This window comes from Fulvivirga marina (assembly GCF_016775155.1).
Lineage (GTDB): Bacteria > Bacteroidota > Bacteroidia > Cytophagales > Cyclobacteriaceae > Fulvivirga > Fulvivirga marina.
Genome location: NZ_JAEUGD010000064.1, coordinates 170321 through 190964, shown reverse-complemented (window position 1 = coordinate 190964; position 20644 = coordinate 170321). Strand labels below are relative to the sequence as shown.

The following is a 20644-nucleotide window of genomic DNA, read 5'->3' as shown; positions in this document are numbered from 1 at the left end:
TATAAACATTTAAGTTAAAGCAAGCATGAAAATAATTCTCGCCATTATCATCACCGTTTTCCCCTTTATTACATCCGCTCAAGACGCCATAACGGCAGAGAATGGACTGTACACTTACCAAGAAGTAGTTGAGGCCACAGGAGACGCTCAGGAGCTTTACGGAAAGGCTAAAGAGTGGTTTGTTAACAGCTATAAAGATGCAAACGCCGTCATACAGCTAGAAGATGCCGAAAAAAGGAAGTTAATAGGTAAAGGAGTGATTAATGTAGTTCACACAATGGTAGGTCGTGACGTATACCATACAGTCACGATAGAGGCTAAAGACGGGCGTTATAGGTACACCATAGATCATTTCATAATAGACTGGATTACGGACGGTAGACACACACCACTTGAGAAGTACAAAGGCAAGCCAGGCAGTAAAAAAATGTTTGAAAGAGTTGATGAGGAAGTGCAGGATCTAATAGCCACTTTAAAGACTCATATGAGTGCCTCTGAAACCGTAGAATGGTAGCCTTCCATGTCCAGTTATACGCGTCCAGTTCGATACTTTAACGCAAAACGAAAGGTACATATTTAAGTACCTTTTTTTATGCCATATATTAACTATACATTCACCAGAAGCAGAATTTAAATAGTATTGATTGTTATACCGTGTCCTATTATCTTTACCGCAATATGTACTTAAATGTACTTTTCGTTTTGCATTGTGGTAATCCGGTTTTGCTCCAAAATCCCGCTAATTTTCCAGATTTCCGCAAATTTCCGCTAATTTTAATCTTCTTTTAATATGTACGTTTCGTTTTACCCCCGTCATAATGATGTCTTTTTAGTGTAAGAATACCCAAGGTTGGGTATTTACTTTGTTATATATAACGACTAATTTGAACTTATAGCCTGAACTAATATTAGCAAGGATGAAAGATAATTTATCTAACTCTACAAATACACTTGGAAATCGGTTAACTCAAAACCGTACCAGTTTAGACAGCAATAAACTTAACAGTACTGTTCAATTTTTAGACAATTTGAATCCTTCAATAACTTCGGAAAGATCTACTGATAGTAATATGCAGGAAGTTAGCCGCAGTCATAGCAGCCCTTCACAAGGTTCATCAGGCTCTTCGGTTATTCAAATGCTAAAAAAGAAACCTGTACACCCTGACCAAACACAGGCAGTGGAAGTACGTAAGTCCTTAGGTAAAAGCAGAAGGTGTGCAGGTTCGGGGCGGGTGAAGCAGAACGGAGTTTGGTCTGAAGTAAAGGCAGGGTCCAGTGCCGGAGCGGTAGGACCTCAGCAGCATGCTGAGAGGTTTGTGTTAAATCATTTTGTTGAAGGCTTGTATAACCAATCGAAGGAAGGCGTTTCTGGAAGTGGGTTTGCCAAATGGTTAAATATAAAGCAGGGAAAAGAGGCTGGTGCCTTACTAAAGAGTGCAAAAGTTACGGATATTGAGATGTATACTGAATTGCCACCTTGTTGGGGATGCGATCCTTGGATAAGCGAAATAGATAGCGCCATAGAAGGCGAGGTTGAAAGCAGCTATTCAATTATGCTGCAAAAATACTATGAAGACTACAGCACTTTAAACGCCATGAAATTAGGTGAACGTAAAGGGACGGAGGTGTTGTTTGATGCGCATATTAGCTATATTTTAGGAGATCATGAATCTGAACAACAGGCCTATAAAGCATTAAAAGCGAAAAACTATAATTCATTATCACTTTCTTTGTATTGGAATTACTATGGCAGCTTGCAAAAAATTGTTTTAGACGAATATGAGAGGGCGAAACTGATGGAAATGGAAATTTATGCTAATGGTAAATATACAGGTTGGTTGACTGAGGTACTCAATAAGATAAATAACACTGATCCTTTTCTGATTGTTAATTCCTTTGATCATATTAAACAACAAGTTGAGAAAGACACCAGAGATAAAGTAAAACTAATAAATACAGATTATGATAGCATTCAAGTGGAGCTTGACATGCTAGACAATTTTGAAGAGGTTGAAATGGATGAATACTCAGATGAAATTCAAGAGGAAAACAATTTTATTGGAGACGACGAAGTTGAAATGGTTGAGTTTCTGGATGAAATATAGTCTAACAGAAATAACTCTCATTGGTTACATTTAAAATAAGGGGCTTGTTTGTGTTAAGCAATTGTTCATGGTCACTGATCACTTAGTGAGCAATTGTTGTTTATAGCAATATACAGCAGGTAATGGGGACTCCGGTTTACCTAGAATTGCAGCAATCTCATCAACATCTGTTCCCAGACCTAGAGAATTATCATTCACGTTGTTCATAGCTCTTCGTTTAACCAGTCCCATCCATCGCTTGCGCAGTTCAGCCCATTCCCTACTCTGAAATCCCTGGTCAATGATGGCCTCAAAGGGTCTCATTTCAATATAAATAGTACGACGGGCTCCATGCTTAATTTTTGCCTGAGATCCGTGTAGTACCATCATATCCTGTATCAGGATGTCTCCGGCTTTGGCTGGTTGTTCAACTACCTCAGGTATATCCCAACCATGGTTTCTGATCATTTCACAGATATCCTGGGCTTTAGATTGCGTGCCGGGCACGTAACTAAGGCATCCGTCACCTTCTTCGGCATCGTCTAGGTACACCCCTATATTGAGATATGGAAATCTGCGATTATGCAAAGCATCCTGATGCCAGGGTATGACAGAATCTTTACATGGATGCTTATAAAGCACATCGCATGACAAAGGTACTACATCAGGTCCACAAAGCTCTTCTACAATGGCTAGCATAGCCGGAGATGAAAGAAGGTCCAATACGGCATCTGGATATATGCCCAGGATGTTATTACATCGTGTCAAAATGTTCTTACCCAGGCTTTCAATAATATGCATATCCTGAAGTTGTTCATCTCGATGAATGCTGGTGGCATGTTGGTACAATTCATCGGTTAGATGCTGCCATTGCTTCAGTAAATTGGCAGGAATGGCTTTGGGTAGCAAAACAAAGCCCTGTTTTAAAAAGCTATGCTTTTGAAGTGGGCTTATGTCGTATTTTTGTGACATCGGTTTGGAGATATAATGATGGCTTAAGATAACTTTATATGACGAATAGTACAACTCATATCGCTATTAGAATGCTACATCAGTAGGGTTGCCATCACCCACTCATTTATGTTTTAAACAATTGATATTCAATGTGCTTTAATTGATTAGGGTGTAAGATTTTACTATCTTTATAACTATCCCAAAGACAAAACAAATTCAGCACTTGGTTTTGGTCTTGTAAGCCGGGTTATATGTCTGTAAGTACATTAAACTGGATGAAAGACAATGGAGGTACAACCACAAAAAGGCTATATATTGCTGGCCGATATTTCCGGTTACACTGCTTTTATGGCCAATTCGGAACTAGCCCATGCGCCGCTTGTACTAAGCCATATTATACAATTTCTGACTAAAGAACTGACTCCCACTTTACAACTGGCTGAAGTTGAAGGAGACGCATTGTTTCTATATGCCACTGAAGAGGCTATTTCCAGAGGAGAGTTGCTACTGGAGTTAGTGGAATCTACGTATGTCAATTTCAGAATCAATAAAAGGACCATGATCCACAATATCACTTGTCCTTGCAGGGCTTGTCAGGAGGTGGCTAATCTGGATTTGAAGTTTGTTGTGCATTATGGTGAGTTCATGCTTCAGAGAATTGCAGGTAAGGTTAAACCCGTTGGTTCCAGTGTCAACCTAGCTCACCGGCTTTTGAAAAACAAAGTAACTGATACTACTGGCTGGAAGGGTTATGTGTTGTTTTCCAATATTTGCATGGACAAAATGGGTATTAGCCCTTCAAGTGTGCATCATGGTCATGAGCACTATCAGCATTTTGGTAAAATAGAGACAACGGCTGTTAATTTTGAGGAAAAATATGTTCAGTATACGGCTAATTGCAAAGATTACATTTCTGATGATCAGGCTGATGTATGTATTGAGCACACTTTTACTGCTCCACCGCCTATCATTTGGGACTGGTTAAATGACCCCAATAAGCGCAATTTATGGTATGCTGGCAGTAAGGCCAACTGGGTGAAAAAAGACAGGCCGGAAGGCCGTACAGGGCCTGCTTCAAATAATCATTGTACCAACTCCAATTTCATAGAGCATATACTCGATTGGCGGCCTTTCCGCTACTATACAGTATGTAATGAACGAGGATGGGTCAAAGCTAAAATTACGGGAGAGCTATATGAGCAAGACGGGGGTACTCATTATAAATGGAGAGTCAGGCTTTTGGGCATATTACCACGCAGCATCTTACGCCTTTTTAGTAGGTTTATTACCCACTCTGTATTACAAATGAACCAAAGTTTGGACAAAATGGAGCAGCTGAGTTGTCAGGCGCTCATGAAAGGTATGGCGCAAGAGGTACAAAGGTATAAGCATGTTGCTTCATACCAGGAAGCTTAAATCATTATTAACTGACCTGTTGTTATATACTTGTAGATATGAAAAATAAGTGTTTCTAGATATGTTCCACCTAAATTATAACCACTATGAAAACAGTAAGAGAAGTAGCTAACAGACTGGTAGATCTTTGCCGCAAAGGGCAATTTGATACCGCCGAACATGAGCTTTATGCAGATAATATATTATCCCTGGAGCCTGATAATACACCCGGACAACGTGTAGAAGGCATAAAAGGAAAACTAGAAAAGAGTAAGCATTTTAACGAAATGACCGAGGAGATCCATTCCATGGAAATTTCGGATCCTATTATAGCAGATAACTTTTTTGCCATATCCATGAAATTAGATGTGACAATGAAGGGAGTGGGACGAACAACTATGGAGGAAATATGTGTTTATGAAGTAGAAAATGGAAAGATTGTCACCGAACGATTTTTCTTCTCACCCACACCTCAGGCTGCATAACCCCGCAACTTTTTAGTTTCCGGAATCTCTAAATAGGCAGGCCGCTATGAAATGTTACATGGCGGCCTGTCTTGATAGGGGGCAAATCGTGCAGCTATTTTTATGCTTGATTGGATAAGGAATAAGAAAGACAAAGGGCTGAATTAAAGTCAGTATCTCTGTGACTTATTATACAGCCCATTGTGCCCTATAGTGTACCGGGTCTAATTCAGATCAAACCGGTCCAGGTTCATTACTTTGTTCCATACTTTTACAAAATCTTGCACAAAGCGCTCTTGTGCATCTGAGCAAGCATAGACTTCTGCCACTGCCCTAAGCTCTGAGTTTGAACCGAAGATTAGGTCTACCCGGGTACCGGTCCACTTTAGTTCACCACTTTTACGGTCACGTCCTTCGAACTCTAACTGGTCATCTGAGATACTTTTCCAGGTTGTACTCATATCCAGTAGGTTAACAAAGTAGTCGTTAGTGAGTATTCCTGGACGCTTAGTGAATACGCCGTGTTTAGAATGGTCATAGTTAGTGTCTAGTACACGCATTCCACCAAACAGAACGGTCAATTCCGGAGCAGTCAGGGTCATCAATTGCGCCCTGTCGATCAGCATTTCCTCTGCCGAAGCCGTTACCCTGCTGTTCTTCTTTACATAGTTGCGGAAAGCGTCAGCATTAGGCTCAAGGATATAAAATGCTTCAACGTCAGTTTGCTCCTGCGTTGCATCCGTACGCCCGGGTGAAAATGGTACAGTGATGTTATAACCTGCATCTTTAGCTGCCCTTTCTACACCAGCACATCCCCCTAACACGATCAGGTCAGCGAGGGAGACCTTTTTATTGCCTGACTGTGCCTGATTGAAGGCTTGCTGAATCTCTTCTAATGTTTTTAGTACTTTAGCCAGTTCTTCAGGATTGTTAACTTCCCAGTTATTTTGAGGAGTCAGGCGGATACGCGCTCCATTGGCACCACCTCTTTTGTCCGAATTGCGGTAAGTGGAAGCAGAAGCCCAGGCCGTAGTTACCAGCTGAGATACAGACAAGCCAGAATCAAGTAGCTTGGCTTTCAGATCTGCTATATCTTTTTCGTTAATCAGGTCATGATCTAAGGCGGGCAGTGGATCTTGCCAAATCAGCTCCTCTTCTGGTACCTCTGGCCCCAAATAGCGTGATAAGGGCCCCATGTCACGATGAGTTAGTTTAAACCAGGCTCTTGCAAAAGCATCAGCAAACTCATCAGGATTCTCATAAAAGCGTCTGGATATTTTCTCATATTCAGGATCCATGCGCAGTGAGAGGTCAGTGGTAAGCATAAAGGGCGCATGTTTCTTTGATGGGTCGTGAGCATCAGGAATTGTTCCCACTCCTGCTCCATTCTTAGGTCTGTATTGATGTGCGCCGGCAGGGCTTTTAGTTAGCTCCCAATCATATTTAAATAGATTCTCAAAGAAGCTATTGCTCCATTGGGTTGGTGTTGATGTCCAGGCTCCTTCCAGACCACTGGTAATGGTGTCACCGGCATTTCCGGTACCGTAAGTGTTTTTCCAGCCCAGACTTTGCTCTTCAATACTGGCACCTGCTGGTTCTTTGCCTACATACTTAACAGGATCAGCAGCACCATGTGTTTTGCCGAAAGTATGGCCTCCCGCAATCAATGCTACCGTTTCTTCATCATTCATGGCCATACGACCAAAGGTCTCACGGATGTGATGTGCAGCTTCTACCGGGTCAGGGTTGCCGTTGGGGCCTTCTGGATTTACATAGATTAACCCCATATGAGATGCAGCCAGAGGATTTTCCAATACATCACCGGCATGACGTTCTTTGTTGCCCAGCCACTCTCCTTCTGAGCCCCAATAAATGTCATCTTCTGGTTCCCATACATCTTCTCGCCCACCGGCAAATCCGAAGGTTTCAAATCCCATGGATTCCAGTGCGCAGTTCCCTGCCAGGATCATGAGGTCAGCCCAGGATATTTTTTTGCCATATTTTTGTTTGATAGGCCAAAGTAATAATCGTGCTTTATCTAGATTGGCGTTATCAGGCCAGCTATTGAGTGGTGCAAAGCGTTGTGTACCTGAGCCTGCTCCCCCACGGCCATCGGCAATACGGTAAGTGCCGGCACTATGCCAGGCCATACGAATGAAAAACGGTCCATAATGGCCATAGTCAGCGGGCCACCATTCCTGAGAATCAGTCATCAGGTCGAAAAGGTCTTGTTTTACAGCTTTAAGATCGAGGCTTTTAAATTCTTCAGCGTAATTGAAGTCTTCTCCCATGGGGTCAGATAAGGAAGAATGTTGATGCAAAATTTTCAAATTTAACTGATTGGGCCACCAGTCACGGTTGGATGTTCCATGGCCCGCAGTGAATTTCACATCTCCATGCATGAATGGACACTTGGCGGCTCCATTGTCACTCTGAATGGGGCTATCTGTGGCTGCATTGCTGTTTTTGTTATTCTCCATATCGATAAAATTTTAAGATTAAGGGTTTTAACTATAGCACTAAGGGGTTGTCGACATTCTTAGTAAGTTGGTTAGTTAAATATACCCTTTTATAAGGCTGAGAGCCAGTTTTATTGATTCTAAAAAACTATACTCTAATAGACAAAAGCTATATACCCTTGCATGGGTACCAAAATGGTTTAAAGTGCCAGCGTATTCCTCCTTTTTCGTTAATTTGCGCTCATGTCTACTACCGACATAATATTGGTTGTGCTCAGTGGTCTTGGTGTTATCCATGGCCTGTTTCTTGCTCTATTTCTGTGGACCTACCCTAAAGGCAATACAGTAGCCAACCAATTGCTGGGCCTGCTTCTGATTGTTTTGTCATTCAGAATTGGAAAATCAGTCTTTTTAGAGTTTACTGAAAACCTGGACGTCAAATTCATTTTCACCGGGTTGGGGGCAATTTTTGCGATGGGGCCACTATTTTACTTGTTTGTACGGTCATGTTGCCATAAGAACTTTAGGCTTAGATTTGTCCATGGGCTCCACTTCATTCCACTTCTGGCAGGGTTAGGTTTTGGGCTTTGGGTAGAGGAAAGTCACCTGACTTCCCTACCGATGGGACTTTTTATAACCACGTTTGCAGCTTATTATCTGCATTTCCTTTTCTACCTGGTACTTGGTCATACTTATGCATTAAAGCAAAGGCAGTCAGGCTTAGACGCTGATGTTTACCACTTTTTAAAGCTGCTATTCTATGGACTTTTGGTTATCTGGGTGGTTTATGTACTTAATCTTTTTGAAGAGCAGGTACCCTATATTGTAGGCCCTATACTGTACTCCATTGTGGCGTATTCTGTTAGCTTCATAGTTATCCGCAAAGGGTACATGGAAAAAATAAGCTATACCAAGTACCAAACTACAACGGTATCCGGTAAACAGTCTGAGGAATTATATTCCAGGGTTTTACATTTGATGAATGAAGAAGCTCTGTATAAACAAGCTGACCTCACCTTAAAATATCTTAGTGAGCAACTCAAAGTGAGTCCGCAGGTATTATCAATGGTGATCAATAAAATGAGTCAGCAAAACTTTAACAGCTTTGTTAATCATTACAGAGTTACCGAAGCTACCCGTATACTTGGGGAAGAAAAATACAGCAACCATACTGTTGCTGCGATAGCTTATGATGTGGGCTTTAACAGCATTTCAAGTTTTAACACGGCATTTAAAAAGCAAACCGGAAAAACACCTGTATCCTACCGAAAAGAGGTGTTAAAATGATCTTTTAGTCTTTCGAAATGATCATTTCGAAAGACTTTATCCTGACATATGGCCTCATTTGTAGCAAAAACAACGAAATATTATGTCTAGGAAAAAAAGAATTATCAAATGGTCCTTAATCTCTCTATTATGTCTGATTTTGTCACTGGCAGGATTCGGATATTGGTTTATAAGCTTACTTTATCCCATCGATACTGCATTGACCGGACTTGAATCCATGATGCCAGGAGACTTATCTTATGTCATGGAAAACCAGCCTGAAAAGCGAGGTAAAATACTGGCCGTGGTAACCAGTAGTGACACCATGGGAGAAAGCCAAAAGCCGACAGGCTACGAAATGTCAGAGCTCGCAAGGGCCTGGTATGTATTTGTGGCTAATGGCTTCGAAGTGGATGTGGCCAGTCCTCAGGGTGGTAAAGCTCCAGTCGTCATAGATGATGAAGATATGGGGGTTTATGATCATGCTTTTTTAAATGACAGTACTGCCCAGGCTAAGGTCAGCAATACCATAGCGATGGAAGATGTAGAACCTGATGATTATATGGCCATTTACTTTGTTGGTGGCAAAGGGGCCATGTTTGACTTTCCTCAAAACGCCCCTATTCAGTCCATTGTACGTGATTATTATGAAAAGGGAAAGGTGGTTGGAGCTGTATGCCATGGTCCGGCGGCTTTGGCGAATGTCAAACTCAGTAATGGAAACCACCTTTTAGACGGAAAAGCTATTTGTGGGTTTACTAATCAGGAGGAGCTTTTTCTTATCAAAGATGCTGCCTCTATATTTCCCTTTTTACTTCAGGACAAGCTGGTAGCTAATGGAGCTAACTTCAAAGCAGGACAAATGTACCTGGAGAATGTAGTTCATGATGGCAACCTGATAACAGGTCAAAACCCCTGGTCTACCTGGACTTTGGCAGAGGCAATGATAAAGCAATTGGGTTATGAACCTAAACAGCGTAGGAAGACGGGTGAGGAGAACACGGTTAAGGTTTTGACTACATTTCATAAACAAGGGTATGACGAGGCAAAGGAACTCATTACTAACTATCGAACTGTTAAGAATGCTCCGGTGAATCGGGAGCTTTTGGCTGTGCATAGTATTTTAGCTGCAATGCAACTGGATGTTATTAAAGCCATCAAAATTATTGGCCTTTTAAAATATGCTAAGTCCTTGGTTTGATAGATTTAAGGAGGGAGAAGCTGGTATCCGGAATTCGGCCTCTCCCCCATTTTGAATCAGTATATTAACGATGGGCAATTATCTTAGTTTACTTTAGCCGTAATCGATGCCAGGTTATTTATACTTGCCCTTTATTTTTATGGACTTTTAATGAATGGTATTGAAACGATCTATTATCATCATTCTGGCTGCACTGGCGGGAGCATGTGCAGGCACAAAAATCACCAAATATACGGGTAGCCCGAGATTACTGGCTAATACCAAAATCTTGTTCTTGTCTACTTTGTGGCTGAATGATTACAGATCTCAAGAGCTATTCGGGCTTGCTCAAAAGAAACTGGACGATAACAGCCAGTTGTATTACCTCCCGGGAGAAGAATATAACTTGATAAAAGCCGGTGTTGGTAGAGATCCTATCGCCAAAGTGTCCATAAGGGACACCGCAAGTCTGGCAGTGATTGCTGAAAAGCTGGGTGTCAGGTATGTTATCGGAACGGAGGTTATCGGCTTAAGGGAAGGCGGTTCGTATGGAACATATACCGAAAACGAACTTGATCCTTCAAATAGCATGTACAATGCAGATAATGAATCGAATAGCGCAAGTCTGATGTTTTTCATCTATGATCTAAATTCACGAAGTGTCAATTCAAAGTTTCAGGTAAAAACTACCATTGGAGCAATGCGCTTTCAAGATGATGAGGGCGGGGAATCAAGTGTTAATGTGACTGATCAGATCACTGCTTTGACAGTGGCCTATGAAAAAGGTATTAAACTGATCAGGAAAGAAATGGTTTCTATTACAACTTAGGCTCAGTACTCATACTCTTCAACCATGCTGAGGGAACTCAGACTGTAAGTTTAAAGCCGATTACTAACACATCATCGGTTTGTTTATTGTCCCCCTTCCATGTTGCAAGTGCTTCGTCCAACCTGGCTTTTTGCTCTTCCATAGGGAGCAAGTGTATTTTTTCAATGAGCGTTTTGAACTTTTTACTCATAAACTTCATGTTATCGGGCCCTCCGAACTGATCGACAAAACCATCTGAGTACATGTAGAAGTACATTTCTCCTTCAAGGTCAATTGTATGTTGAGTGAAACTGGCAGGTACTTTTCTTATGCCTCCAATAGGGTGTTTGTCCCCTCTGATCTGAAACACCTCCCCTTCCTTGATATAGATGAGGTGGTTTTTGGCTCCTGAAAAATAGAGTTGATCCCTGTCTGTATCAATAACGCATAAGGCCATATCCATGCCATCCTTATTACCGGTTTCTTCCTGCTTCAAGGCATTAAGCACCCTGCGGTGCAGTTCATGTAAAATCTTATCCGGTTCATCTACATAAGTGTTTACAATACTGTCCAGCGCATTTGACCCGATCATAGACATAAAGGCACCGGGCACGCCATGACCAGTACAGTCTACAGCTGCAACGGCTATTTTCTCATTATAGAGTTCATTAATCCAATAGAAGTCTCCACTCACTACGTTTCTAGGCTTAAACAAAACGAAGGATTGCGGTAGCAACTGCTCGAATTTTTCCTTACTGGGTAGCATGGCCTGTTGTATTCGCAGTCCGTAATTGATACTGCTCTCTATATCCATTTGCTTTTTATGAATCTCTTCACTGGCTTTCATCTTATCCTTGTAGCCTTTATAAATAGCTGCTCCTAATAGCCCAACTAATAACAGGCCAAATATCAATGAATTACGGATTAGCTTATTATTTTCCAGTTCGGCTTCCTTGGCTTTTAAGGTTACATCGGTCAGTTCTTTTTCAACATTGAGCAGATCAATTTTGAGTTGTTGTTCTTTAGTGATCTTGGCTATTTCTTTGAGTGAATCAGATACTTTTTCGAGCGTTTGCTCTTTGCTTTTTAAGGTTTGTTCCTGGCTTTTCAATGCCTGCAGCTGGCTTTCGAGTGTTTGCTCCTGGCTTTCCAAGGTCTGTTCCTGGCTTTCCAGTTCCTTTTCCACAGAACTGATCTTCTCTTCCATCGTACTCAGTTCTGTTTTCCTTTCTATGTCTCTATTGATGAGTGTGAAACTATTGTCATATTGCACAGCCTTTTCCTCATTCCCCATGGCTTTGTGGCTTTTACTCAGCCATGAGTAGCATTCTTTCTGGAGGTCTAAGTCTTTTATTTTAAGCGCGATATTCAAGGCTTCTTCAAGGGCATTAACCGATCTGCGATTTCTACCTCTAAGGAAATAACTTTTCCCAACGTATAACTGACAACGAGCCATGGACTCCTGGTCGTTATTGGATTTCGCATATTCCAGACTCTCTTCGAAACTTTTGATGGCATCATTATACGCATTGGAGTTGTACTGAATAAGTCCCAGGCTATACCAGCCATATTGTAACTGACCACTCAGTTTATTGTCTTCTGACAACCTAATTCCTTTTTGAAATAATTCCTCAGAATTTTTAGTATCACCCCTTTTCCAGGCATCGGAACCCATTTTATAATAAAGGTCAACAGCCAGTGGGTAATTCTTATTCTTTAAGGCAGCCTCCAGATCTTCGTTGGTCTGGGCATTAAGTTGAGCGGAATAAGAAAGTAGCAGGAAAACCAGGTTAAAAAAGAAAAGAATTCTAAGCATACAGACTTTATAAGATATATGATACATCCAAGCTTCTAAAATAGAAAAAAATGGAAGTACTTCCTATGGCATGGCCATGGTAAATGTTACAATCCATTTCCTGACCGAGTGGTTCAATAGAGGAGTTGGAATTTAGTATACCAGCCGAGTGATACATTAGAATGCAAAATATAATGAATGTTAAAATAAATAGTTGCAGTACTTTTATGATTATGGCGTAGGTCAGGTCAAGGTCTTGTGGCATTGCTGATTATTCTTTAGTTTTCATGTTTCTTTATAAATCAATACTTTATGAGCATCTTAAGACTAATATTAGCCATCATCCTTCCTCCCTTGGGGGTGTTTTTCACGGTAGGCATCAGGGGAGCTTTTTGGTTAAACATTTTGCTTACTATTCTTGGCTTTATTCCCGGAATTATTCATGCAGTATGGGTTATTGCCAAGCATGATAAGTGATAATTAAGTATAGATAAATGCCAGTATTATTGGCATGTAGAGATTTGTAAAGAGCCGGGCTGTTAAGAGTTAAGCCCGGCTTGGAAATGAATTGATATAGAGGTTTATCCCCTCGCTAGTTAACCTCACCTCCCGTCAGGTAAAAAGCCGTAAGGCTGATAGTATTGATAAGCACATGAGATAGTATAACTATAAAAAGTCTGCGCTTGGCCAGTAAGTATACCGTACCAAAAATCACCGCAATAAAGCCAGTGGTGATGATACCGTGTAAGCCCTGATAGCTATGCATTGCACCAAAAATTATGGAATGGATACATAGTGCTATGATATGAGCAGACTTGTTACTGCCGAAGAAGCAAGCCAGCCTGTTTAATAGAAAGCCCCGCATCAGTAGCTCCTCTCCCAACGCAGCTCCAAACCAGATAACACCAATGAGGTAAGCGATAAACAGTGCCGGCTTACCAAGGAAAAACCTGAACCTGTCTGCTGCTTCTGCCGGTTTCACTAAACCCATATTATTCAGCAAGGGGTCTAAAACCAGTCCCATAAGTAGAAAAACACCAATTACAGTAAGTAAAGCCAGACCAAGCTGTATGAACCACTCTTTACTTCCTTTGGGCAGTTGTAATCCCCAGTCAGTCCAGCGTATGCCTTCCTGTTTCATAAATGCAGTGGCTATCAATATGCCTGTCCATATGCCTATGGACCCGGCGCCGTTAATGCCAAAATAGTCGGCGAGAGTTTTGACACCGACAGTTGAAGCCATCACTACAGTAATTTGAATTAAGGTTTTAATATGAAAAGGTTTTGCAATGTCATATTTTACAGCATTAGTCTCCATATGTTTGATTAGGGGTTTAAGGTTAATAGCCTAGTATAAAGGTTGGGTGACCCAATGCTATTTTTATTACCTTAAGCCACTCATATACAGAGGAATGACTTATTTGGTGGTCTTAAATAGCTTGGCGTGTATACGTAGAGTTAGACTCACCAAACCTGAATATGGTTTCCAAGAGCCTGGTAAGAAACTGTTTAGTGGTAGATTATACCCTTAACCGGAACCTGAACATGATAGGAAAGCAGGCCTGGGTTAAACTAAGATTGGTTTTTCCTAAAGTTCACCCACTTTATAGAGCATCATCTCATGGGTTTTACCCTTCAATGATACCCTCCCTATTTCCTGGATGTTGTAGTGCGATACAACTCCAAGAGTATGATCCATATTAATATGTGTTTTAAAATGCCGTATATCCTTATTTTGATGCTTATAGAAAATAAAAAGCAATTGTAGCCTCAGTATTGTGGTTAAAATTCGTGGTTAGTTATTTTTTCAGCAAGTCTTTGAATATGTTAAATATAGGCTTTAACATAAAAGATTATCTACTAACAACCAGCGTGTTATGATTTATGAAAAACTACAAAAAACATACTTATATGCTTTAATAGTCAAAAAGTACCTTGCATAAATACCGGTTTTCGGTGATTTTATATTTTTATCAGAGTATTAACTTTGTAGGTTGAGTCTTTTACTGTACAAAAATAATTATATATGAAAAGGAAGCTTTTATCCCCCTCTTTTTATACTGCCATTACGCCTGTGGCAGACCATTTAGAGAAAGATGAACATAAGACCGCTATAAGCAAGGTGGATTGGGAAACCGAAGCCGTAAGGTGTTATACTGACTTGGTGTCTTTTTTTGAGCAAGTAGATACAAATCACCTGGGTAATAACAACATCGACAAAATAGGTGTGGTGGATATTTGCTGGAATGAATACGGAGGTGATATTGAGGTAGATTTTTTGCCTGAAAATGATATAGATACTGCTTTTGATGAGGGCTGTATTATGAACACTTCGGCCATCGACAATAATGTTTTTTTTGAACAATATTTTAACATTAGTGGTGAAGACAGTTTCGAAGTCATAGACAGGGACTACTCCGGGCTAATCATGTTTTTTTATAAAATAATGGGGGAAATTATAGGCTCCGTTGTAAAAACACAAGAATTCAAAAAGCTGCCCCTTAAGGAGCCTTTTTATGTCACCTTCAGTTTTTTTCATGATGATGAAAGGGATGTGATTTTCAGGAGTGAGTAGTATGACGGATCAAATTTAACTGAATACAGGTTTAAAACATGGGGTTCTATTCAAACCCTTATAACGATGGACTGCCCCAGTTATTAAAGCTCAAAACAAGGGATAACCTATTGGTCATGATCTGTAATCTACAGACCATAAAAAATGCTTTTACCTTTCTTTAATCGTTACTTTCCTCCTGCTCCCTATCCGTCAAGGCTGATCTAAGCTCATTTTCAACAAGTTTGCCCTTCTCGGGGCTTAATACCTTAAAAGTGATTGTCACAGATGATTTACCTTGCTCATCCGTATGGAATGTTATCGCCGGAGGGCTTAGTGTGCTCCACGGATTTTGAAGAATAATCTCTTTTATCGTGGCAGACGACATGGTGATATCCTTTCTAAGTCTACACTTAACCGTATATTCAATAGTATCTGAGCTGTCTTCCGAACTTACTGTTTGGGTAGGCCTTAAGTTCTTTCTGAAGAACCTGGAGACACCATCTGATAATCTGCGTAACTTCAACTTCATCGTATAACCTCCCTTTCTTTAAGCGCTCTTATCACAAACGGATGCATGAATGGGTTGATATGATAAATTCCCGATGCCTTTTCCTGAACTATACCTGCCCGAAGCATAGCCAGCAACTGACTTTTAACTTCTGGAGCTGTCCAGCCACTTACTCTTGCCATTTTTGCCTCCGTTAAGCGCTTATGCAATATAAATTGAGTCAGGAGCATAACCCAGTCTTCATTAAGCTCTTTAATACAGGTGGTTGATGGGGCGTCCGGTTTGTCAATAATCAGGCTATGTGCATGATGTTTCTTAATATGAGCCAGCCAGCCATTTAATGCTGTACCCGGACTACCCTCACTATAATTAAAATATGCATCAAATAATCGGGCCAGCTGTACCTCGCTAAGCGTTTTTTCCTGAGCATTGAAACCAACACCAAGTCCACTTGAGCGGTGTCTTTTCATAATTAGCTCTTTAAGATCTTCTGCGTCAAAGGGCACAAAATTTATAATCTCTATAAACCGGTCAGACAGGCGTGTCAACTGATTGATCACCCTAAAGGCATGAGGATTAATGTTTACAATAAACAGAATACGTTGGCCATAGTCATCGATTAGCTGCTGGAGCAAGTGTATTAGTGCCAATCCATCGGAATGCCTCTCCCAAAAGAGTTCAAGGTCATCTATAACCAGGATACTATCCTGAGGGATGGCACTTAAAATTTGGTTTACATCACCATTCATTTGTGTAGCCTTGCTGAGTGCCTGAGAGAAGGCCAGCGCTGACGTATCGCCCTGAACCGGAGGGAAAAGCGTATAAACCGAACCTGATTTAAGTGGTTGGGTCACGTGTCTGCAAAATGCAGTTTTACCCGAATTTCTGTCTCCCACCAGCAATATTCCACCTCCGAAACCTTCACGGTACCGTTTCAAGGCTGTAGCAAAGGCTTTCTCCTCAATAGTTCGTGGTATCCAGAAATCTCTTCCGATATTGGATTTGCCATTAAAGAGGGTAACATAGTAAGAAGGTAGAGAATGGAGTATATCCGCCGTGGGTGATACTTTCTCCTTCAGGTCAAGCATTTTACTATTCGGTGAAGTGAGGTCTTTCGCCCTGTTTAACTTTTTAGCAATAAGTATCCCTTCACTTCGGCTGTAAAACAGCTTGATGGTAATATCGAGCACCTTCTTTTTAAACCAGTCGGATACATGACTTATTCCTGTCAGTACTTTCTTACCCTGATAGTTGCGTAGCCCCGCGACAAAAGTATTAGCACTCTCTTCTATTTTTAAAGAAGATAACGGGTCAAAAGCTTCTGCAAATTGCTTTTGAGTAAATGTAAGGTAGTCTTGGATCGACTCATTTACACTTGTTTTCTCCTTCTCAATTTTCGTAACCAGATCTTCCAGCAGCTCTTTATCTTCAATTTCAGAGTCCGTATTTTCCAGGTTAAACTCTGCCAGATTTATAAGATCTTTGACGGAGTACATGGACCTTTTTAGCGCTTCAATCAGTTTGCCGAACTGCTCTTCTACAACCACCTCATATTGAGATTTCAGATAGTACTCGGCCATCCTCGCAACCGGAATAGCCAAAGTTTCCTGGTCTCCCTGGCTGTTCTGATTAAACGAATATACCTCCATAGCTTCAGGCATATGTTCCGTGAGGCCAATCATTCTGGTCATGTTATCACGGAATGTCTCCTGCAGCTCCACCTCAAAATGATCATTTAAGCGGACCTTTTGTAAGTCCGTTTCTTTTTTGTGTTTGTCTATACTGGTGATCAGCTCATCCAGGTTCTTGACGTACTTGCTCTCAACAATATCTCTCACATCATTTCCGAACCTGACCTGTAGCTCTTCGAGCCTGTTTTTGGTAGAGTTAACGGATAACTCCATCAAGATCATGTTGAGCAAGGTCTTAATTCTTAAATGTCGTTCTTCACTGAAATCTTTGGTGTTAAGACTAATCTCCTGATAGTACTTGGCTGGCCTTGATTTCTTTTTGATCCGACTATTGATATCGATCTTACCCAGATCATTACTCATTAACTGCAGGTTTTTCCTGAACTCAATCAATAACCTTCCTTCGTAGATGTTCAGTAGCCCTTTCTGGCGTACAGATTCACCACTTAACAAGTCTGCAATTTCGTTTATTTTAGTCTCATCGTTCCAATCCGGCAGTTGCTGCCATATTTTCTGTTCTGCCAGGTCTATGGTGTTGATCAGGGACCCTATCGTTTTCCTCAGGTCATGGTAAAATGATTTTTCATCGTCACCAAACTGATTGAGCAAGCGATTAAAATAAACAATTCTACTGTTGACCTGGTAGTATTTTGCCACCGCTCTAAAATTGACATGATGCTTTACAGGCGGGCCACTAAACCAATGCTTTATCAGTTTTAACCTTTTATAAAAACGTAGTGAAGCACTATCATCAGGCTGTATAGCAAATTCTTCTTTGGAGTATTCTACAATAAGGTCAGCAGGCATGTGCTTATGGTCGTTGACCAATCGCTCCTCATACCAGTCCGTAACATCAGTGAGTGCCGTAGTTTCTGCTGGCAGCGTACTTTTCTTGATTTGCTCATCCAGCAGGGCGTTGACCTTAAAGAAAACTTCATTTTTAAGTTTATCAATCTGCTTTTTTCTGCGATACGTGTCCGGGATGCTTTCAATATCAGCCAGCTCCTTCTTAATGGCACCTATTCGGGACTCCAACTCTTTGATTAAAATCAGCCTGTCGCTAATAATGGGCTGAAACAACTTTCTGTGCAGAGCCTTAACCAGTTTTTGGCCGTGATAGTCAATCTTTTGAATCTCTTTGACCACTTCAGGGTGTGGTGAATCTTCCAGGTCAGGAAGCACGTAATTGGCTTCTTCCAAACCCTCGATTTTAGATTTTGCCTTAGCCGGTGCAATCACTTCCATTTCTGCAAAATCATCTGAGGCATTGATGATCAATGCTGTGCCGGTTACTTCAAGTATACCATTAAGCTGATCATAATACTTATCCATTTGTCGGAATCTTTGATTCGGGATACCTATGATGCATAGGTCTGCGTCTTTTGATTCCGTCTCAATAATTTCTCTTTCGGAGATAGGGTTAACACCATTATTGACCACCCGGACTTCTGCCTCTACTCTAAAATCATTCAGTATGGCCAAAGTAGATTTATAAACGCTTTCAGCTTCCTCATTGATAGGATTAATAACAAGCACCCTCACCTTGGCCCTATTCCAAATAGAGGAGTTGTTGATATGACGCAGCAGGTTGATGGCCAGCGTGAGGTTTCTGCCTGCTCCACTCCACCAAATATCAATATGCTGGTGCTCACCAAACTTCTTTTCCGAATCATAATTCAGAAAAATCGAATTGTAGTTATTTTGATCAAAGCTCTCTGCAAGTTCTATAAACTTCTCCCTGTTTTTCGGCTTTTTGCTCCACCCCATCAAAATGGTGTTGGGCTCTATACCGGAGAAACCATACACCCGGCTGATCTGGTCCATACCGTCATAGATATCTCTGCAGTAAAGCTTATGTTGAAAATACCCTGCCGACTCTTTCTCTTCATGCAGGTTAGACTCAGTTTTGGCAAGTAGTCTCTCTTCACTTTTTACCAGCTCAAAAGCGGATAGAATGCCCAGCTTTCCGGAAATAGCCTTACCGACTTCTACCATATACTCCCGCATATCAGGGCTTCCGCTAAACATGATGGTATTGGGTCTCCAGTTCCTTTTATGAAGTTTATCCCTTTTCAGGTTAGTGATCCCGGTTTTGACCAGAGAGGCCCATACCCCACTCCAGGCGTCTCCAGACTCCAAAGTGAGTTCTCGCCTTTTGAGGTATAAGAAAAGCAAACCCAGCACCATTATAGCCACAAGCATGGCCACAAAATCCAGCTTGATCATGACTAAAATACAGGCTGCAGCCCCCAATATGCTTATCCAGCCGGGCACTTTGAATTCCGGGCGGAAATCAGCACTGGTCCATCTTTCAAAGGTTGCGCTGATATTCAGGAATCCATAGGTGGTGATAAAAAAGATAGAGACCACCCTGGCGATTACGTCAAGTTCTCCGATCAAAATACCAGCTTCTGCGATAACAAATGTCAGTAGCAAGGCATTGCGTGGCTCATTGGTTGGGCCGTACCCTTTAGAAAATAGTCTTGGAGTAATTCTATCCACCGCTGTGGCTTGTAATATCCGCGGAGCCCCTAAAATACTCCCCAAAGCGGAGGAAAGTGTTGCTCCCCATATACCGGCTATAACCAGCTCAGGAATCCATGAAATATTGAGCAATACCTGAGGATCATTGGCAAGCTTATCGCCACTTACGGTATAGGCAAAGAAAAAAGCAAGGCCTATGTACACCAGAAAACCTACCACAATAGCCATAATAGAGCCACTGGGTATAGACTTTTTAGCATTTTTCAGGTCACCTGACATGGAAACCCCAGCCTCAAAACCGGTAACTGCCGGGAAGAAAATACCGAAAAGCACCATGACAGGAACCGTCGACGAAGGGTTGGAAAACAAGGGCGCTTCCGGGGTAAAATTATGGGAGCCGAAAAAAATGGATAGCAGTGAAAGCACAATGGCTGCCATGATGAAGTACTGCGTTTTTATGGCTAAGGATGTACTGATGAAGGTCACCGTGGTAACGGCTACCAGCACCAGGGTACCAGTAAGCCTTATGTTATTGATGTTGCTATCAAACCCCCAATAGTTCAGAAAGCTTTCTGAAAAACCGATAAGATATAAACTGACGCTGAAGGATAACCCAACGAAAAGAGCAATACCGAGTGTACCCCCAATGGGCAGCCCCAGGCTTCTTGAGATCATATAATAAGTACCTCCCGCTTCCACCTTCTTATCAGTGGCAATGGCAGAAACGCTGAGCCCCGTTGTAACCGAAATGATGTGGGCAATTACGATAATACCTATGGTTGCCCATAATCCAGCTTCACCAATGATCATGGGAAGCCTGAGGTACATAATTACTCCTAAAATGGTAAGTATAGATGGAACGAATACGCCTCCGAATGTTCCAAATTTATTCTGTTTGGCCATAAACGGGTTATAATTAACAAGATTTAATGGTCTACTGTAAAATACGTAAATGTTTGCCGTATTTTTTCCGGCTTGAACGAATTTCGTCGCAAAGTA

15 protein-coding genes are annotated in these 20644 nt (G+C 41.4%); 9 read left to right on the top strand and 6 right to left on the bottom strand.

Going from position 1 to position 20644, the window contains the following annotated elements; translation table 11 throughout:
* Positions 1 to 25 precede the first annotated feature (25 nt).
* The gene (locus tag JMN32_RS19660; protein ID WP_202858076.1) at positions 26 to 514 is read left to right on the top strand and encodes a DUF4468 domain-containing protein; all 489 of its coding nucleotides are present in this window, start codon (positions 26 to 28) and stop codon (positions 512 to 514) included.
* Between the two features lie 403 nt (positions 515 to 917).
* The gene (locus JMN32_RS19655; RefSeq protein WP_202858075.1) at positions 918 to 2105 is read left to right on the top strand and encodes a hypothetical protein; all 1188 of its coding nucleotides are present in this window, start codon (positions 918 to 920) and stop codon (positions 2103 to 2105) included.
* A gap of 78 nt (positions 2106 to 2183) precedes the next feature.
* Here the strand turns inward: JMN32_RS19655 and JMN32_RS19650 are convergent, their stop codons facing one another.
* On the bottom strand, positions 2184 to 3056 hold the full coding sequence (locus JMN32_RS19650; RefSeq protein ID WP_202858074.1) for a phytanoyl-CoA dioxygenase family protein: 873 nt from the start codon (positions 3054 to 3056) through the stop codon (positions 2184 to 2186).
* Between the two features lie 267 nt (positions 3057 to 3323).
* Here JMN32_RS19650 and JMN32_RS19645 point away from each other — a divergent pair, with 267 nt between their 5' ends.
* Both JMN32_RS19645 and JMN32_RS19640 read left to right on the top strand, forming a co-directional pair.
* Positions 3324 to 4454: a DUF2652 domain-containing protein gene (locus JMN32_RS19645; RefSeq protein WP_202858073.1), complete on the top strand. Its 1131-nt coding sequence runs from the start codon at positions 3324 to 3326 to the stop codon at positions 4452 to 4454.
* 86 nt (positions 4455 to 4540) lie between these two features.
* Positions 4541 to 4918: a nuclear transport factor 2 family protein gene (locus tag JMN32_RS19640; protein WP_202858072.1), complete on the top strand. Its 378-nt coding sequence runs from the start codon at positions 4541 to 4543 to the stop codon at positions 4916 to 4918.
* A 203-nt stretch (positions 4919 to 5121) separates the two neighbouring features.
* On the opposite strand, the gene katG is transcribed toward JMN32_RS19640, so the two are convergent.
* Entirely contained in the window at positions 5122 to 7377 is a 2256-nt protein-coding gene (gene katG / locus JMN32_RS19635; RefSeq protein WP_202858071.1) for a catalase/peroxidase HPI, read from the bottom strand.
* 222 nt (positions 7378 to 7599) lie between these two features.
* Between katG and JMN32_RS19630 the strand changes: the two genes are divergently transcribed.
* The 3 genes from JMN32_RS19630 (at position 7600) to JMN32_RS19620 (ending at position 10631) form a co-directional block, all read left to right on the top strand.
* Positions 7600 to 8643, top strand: a complete 1044-nt coding sequence (locus tag JMN32_RS19630) for a helix-turn-helix domain-containing protein (protein WP_202858070.1) — start codon at positions 7600 to 7602, stop codon at positions 8641 to 8643.
* Positions 8644 to 8725: 82 nt separating this feature from the next.
* Positions 8726 to 9823 carry a type 1 glutamine amidotransferase domain-containing protein gene (locus JMN32_RS19625; RefSeq protein ID WP_202858069.1) on the top strand — a complete coding sequence of 366 codons (1098 nt, stop codon included), beginning with the start codon at positions 8726 to 8728 and terminating at the stop codon, positions 9821 to 9823.
* Positions 9824 to 9983: 160 nt separating this feature from the next.
* Positions 9984 to 10631, top strand: coding sequence for a hypothetical protein (locus JMN32_RS19620; protein WP_202858068.1), 648 nt, complete (start codon positions 9984 to 9986; stop codon positions 10629 to 10631).
* A gap of 37 nt (positions 10632 to 10668) precedes the next feature.
* On the opposite strand, the gene JMN32_RS19615 is transcribed toward JMN32_RS19620, so the two are convergent.
* Complete coding sequence (locus tag JMN32_RS19615; protein ID WP_202858067.1) at positions 10669 to 12426, bottom strand: SpoIIE family protein phosphatase; 1758 nt, start codon at positions 12424 to 12426, stop codon at positions 10669 to 10671.
* Between the two features lie 291 nt (positions 12427 to 12717).
* On the opposite strand from JMN32_RS19615, the gene JMN32_RS19610 reads away from it, so the two are divergent.
* A complete protein-coding gene (locus JMN32_RS19610; protein ID WP_202858066.1) occupies positions 12718 to 12882 on the top strand; it encodes a YqaE/Pmp3 family membrane protein in 165 nt (54 codons plus the stop codon).
* Positions 12883 to 12997: 115 nt separating this feature from the next.
* Here JMN32_RS19610 and JMN32_RS19605 read toward each other — a convergent pair whose 3' ends face one another.
* The gene (locus JMN32_RS19605; protein ID WP_202858065.1) at positions 12998 to 13723 is read right to left on the bottom strand and encodes a CPBP family intramembrane glutamic endopeptidase; all 726 of its coding nucleotides are present in this window, start codon (positions 13721 to 13723) and stop codon (positions 12998 to 13000) included.
* A 708-nt stretch (positions 13724 to 14431) separates the two neighbouring features.
* Between JMN32_RS19605 and JMN32_RS19600 the strand changes: the two genes are divergently transcribed.
* On the top strand, positions 14432 to 14980 hold the full coding sequence (locus tag JMN32_RS19600; RefSeq protein ID WP_202858064.1) for a hypothetical protein: 549 nt from the start codon (positions 14432 to 14434) through the stop codon (positions 14978 to 14980).
* Between the two features lie 160 nt (positions 14981 to 15140).
* Here JMN32_RS19600 and JMN32_RS19595 read toward each other — a convergent pair whose 3' ends face one another.
* Together JMN32_RS19595 and JMN32_RS19590 are read right to left on the bottom strand one after the other, a co-directional pair.
* Positions 15141 to 15491 carry a hypothetical protein gene (locus JMN32_RS19595; RefSeq protein ID WP_202858063.1) on the bottom strand — a complete coding sequence of 117 codons (351 nt, stop codon included), beginning with the start codon at positions 15489 to 15491 and terminating at the stop codon, positions 15141 to 15143.
* Positions 15488 to 20548, bottom strand: a complete 5061-nt coding sequence (locus tag JMN32_RS19590) for an amino acid permease (RefSeq protein ID WP_202858062.1) — start codon at positions 20546 to 20548, stop codon at positions 15488 to 15490. The genes JMN32_RS19595 and JMN32_RS19590 overlap by 4 nt, the downstream gene beginning before the upstream one ends.
* Positions 20549 to 20644 lie beyond the last annotated feature (96 nt).

Excerpts from the sequence above, each read along its gene's own strand:
- JMN32_RS19660 (WP_202858076.1), top strand. The coding sequence starts at position 26 with ATGAAAATAATTCTCGCCATTATCATCACCGTTTTCCCCTTTATTACA.
- JMN32_RS19655 (WP_202858075.1), top strand. The coding sequence starts at position 918 with ATGAAAGATAATTTATCTAACTCTACAAATACACTTGGAAATCGGTTA.
- JMN32_RS19650 (WP_202858074.1), bottom strand. The coding sequence starts at position 3,056 with ATGTCACAAAAATACGACATAAGCCCACTTCAAAAGCATAGCTTTTTA.
- JMN32_RS19645 (WP_202858073.1), top strand. The coding sequence starts at position 3,324 with ATGGAGGTACAACCACAAAAAGGCTATATATTGCTGGCCGATATTTCC.
- JMN32_RS19640 (WP_202858072.1), top strand. The coding sequence starts at position 4,541 with ATGAAAACAGTAAGAGAAGTAGCTAACAGACTGGTAGATCTTTGCCGC.
- katG (WP_202858071.1), bottom strand. The coding sequence starts at position 7,377 with ATGGAGAATAACAAAAACAGCAATGCAGCCACAGATAGCCCCATTCAG.
- JMN32_RS19630 (WP_202858070.1), top strand. The coding sequence starts at position 7,600 with ATGTCTACTACCGACATAATATTGGTTGTGCTCAGTGGTCTTGGTGTT.
- JMN32_RS19625 (WP_202858069.1), top strand. The coding sequence starts at position 8,726 with ATGTCTAGGAAAAAAAGAATTATCAAATGGTCCTTAATCTCTCTATTA.
- JMN32_RS19615 (WP_202858067.1), bottom strand. The coding sequence starts at position 12,426 with ATGCTTAGAATTCTTTTCTTTTTTAACCTGGTTTTCCTGCTACTTTCT.
- JMN32_RS19610 (WP_202858066.1), top strand. The coding sequence starts at position 12,718 with ATGAGCATCTTAAGACTAATATTAGCCATCATCCTTCCTCCCTTGGGG.
- JMN32_RS19605 (WP_202858065.1), bottom strand. The coding sequence starts at position 13,723 with ATGGAGACTAATGCTGTAAAATATGACATTGCAAAACCTTTTCATATT.
- JMN32_RS19600 (WP_202858064.1), top strand. The coding sequence starts at position 14,432 with ATGAAAAGGAAGCTTTTATCCCCCTCTTTTTATACTGCCATTACGCCT.
- JMN32_RS19595 (WP_202858063.1), bottom strand. The coding sequence starts at position 15,491 with ATGAAGTTGAAGTTACGCAGATTATCAGATGGTGTCTCCAGGTTCTTC.
- JMN32_RS19590 (WP_202858062.1), bottom strand. The coding sequence starts at position 20,548 with ATGGCCAAACAGAATAAATTTGGAACATTCGGAGGCGTATTCGTTCCA.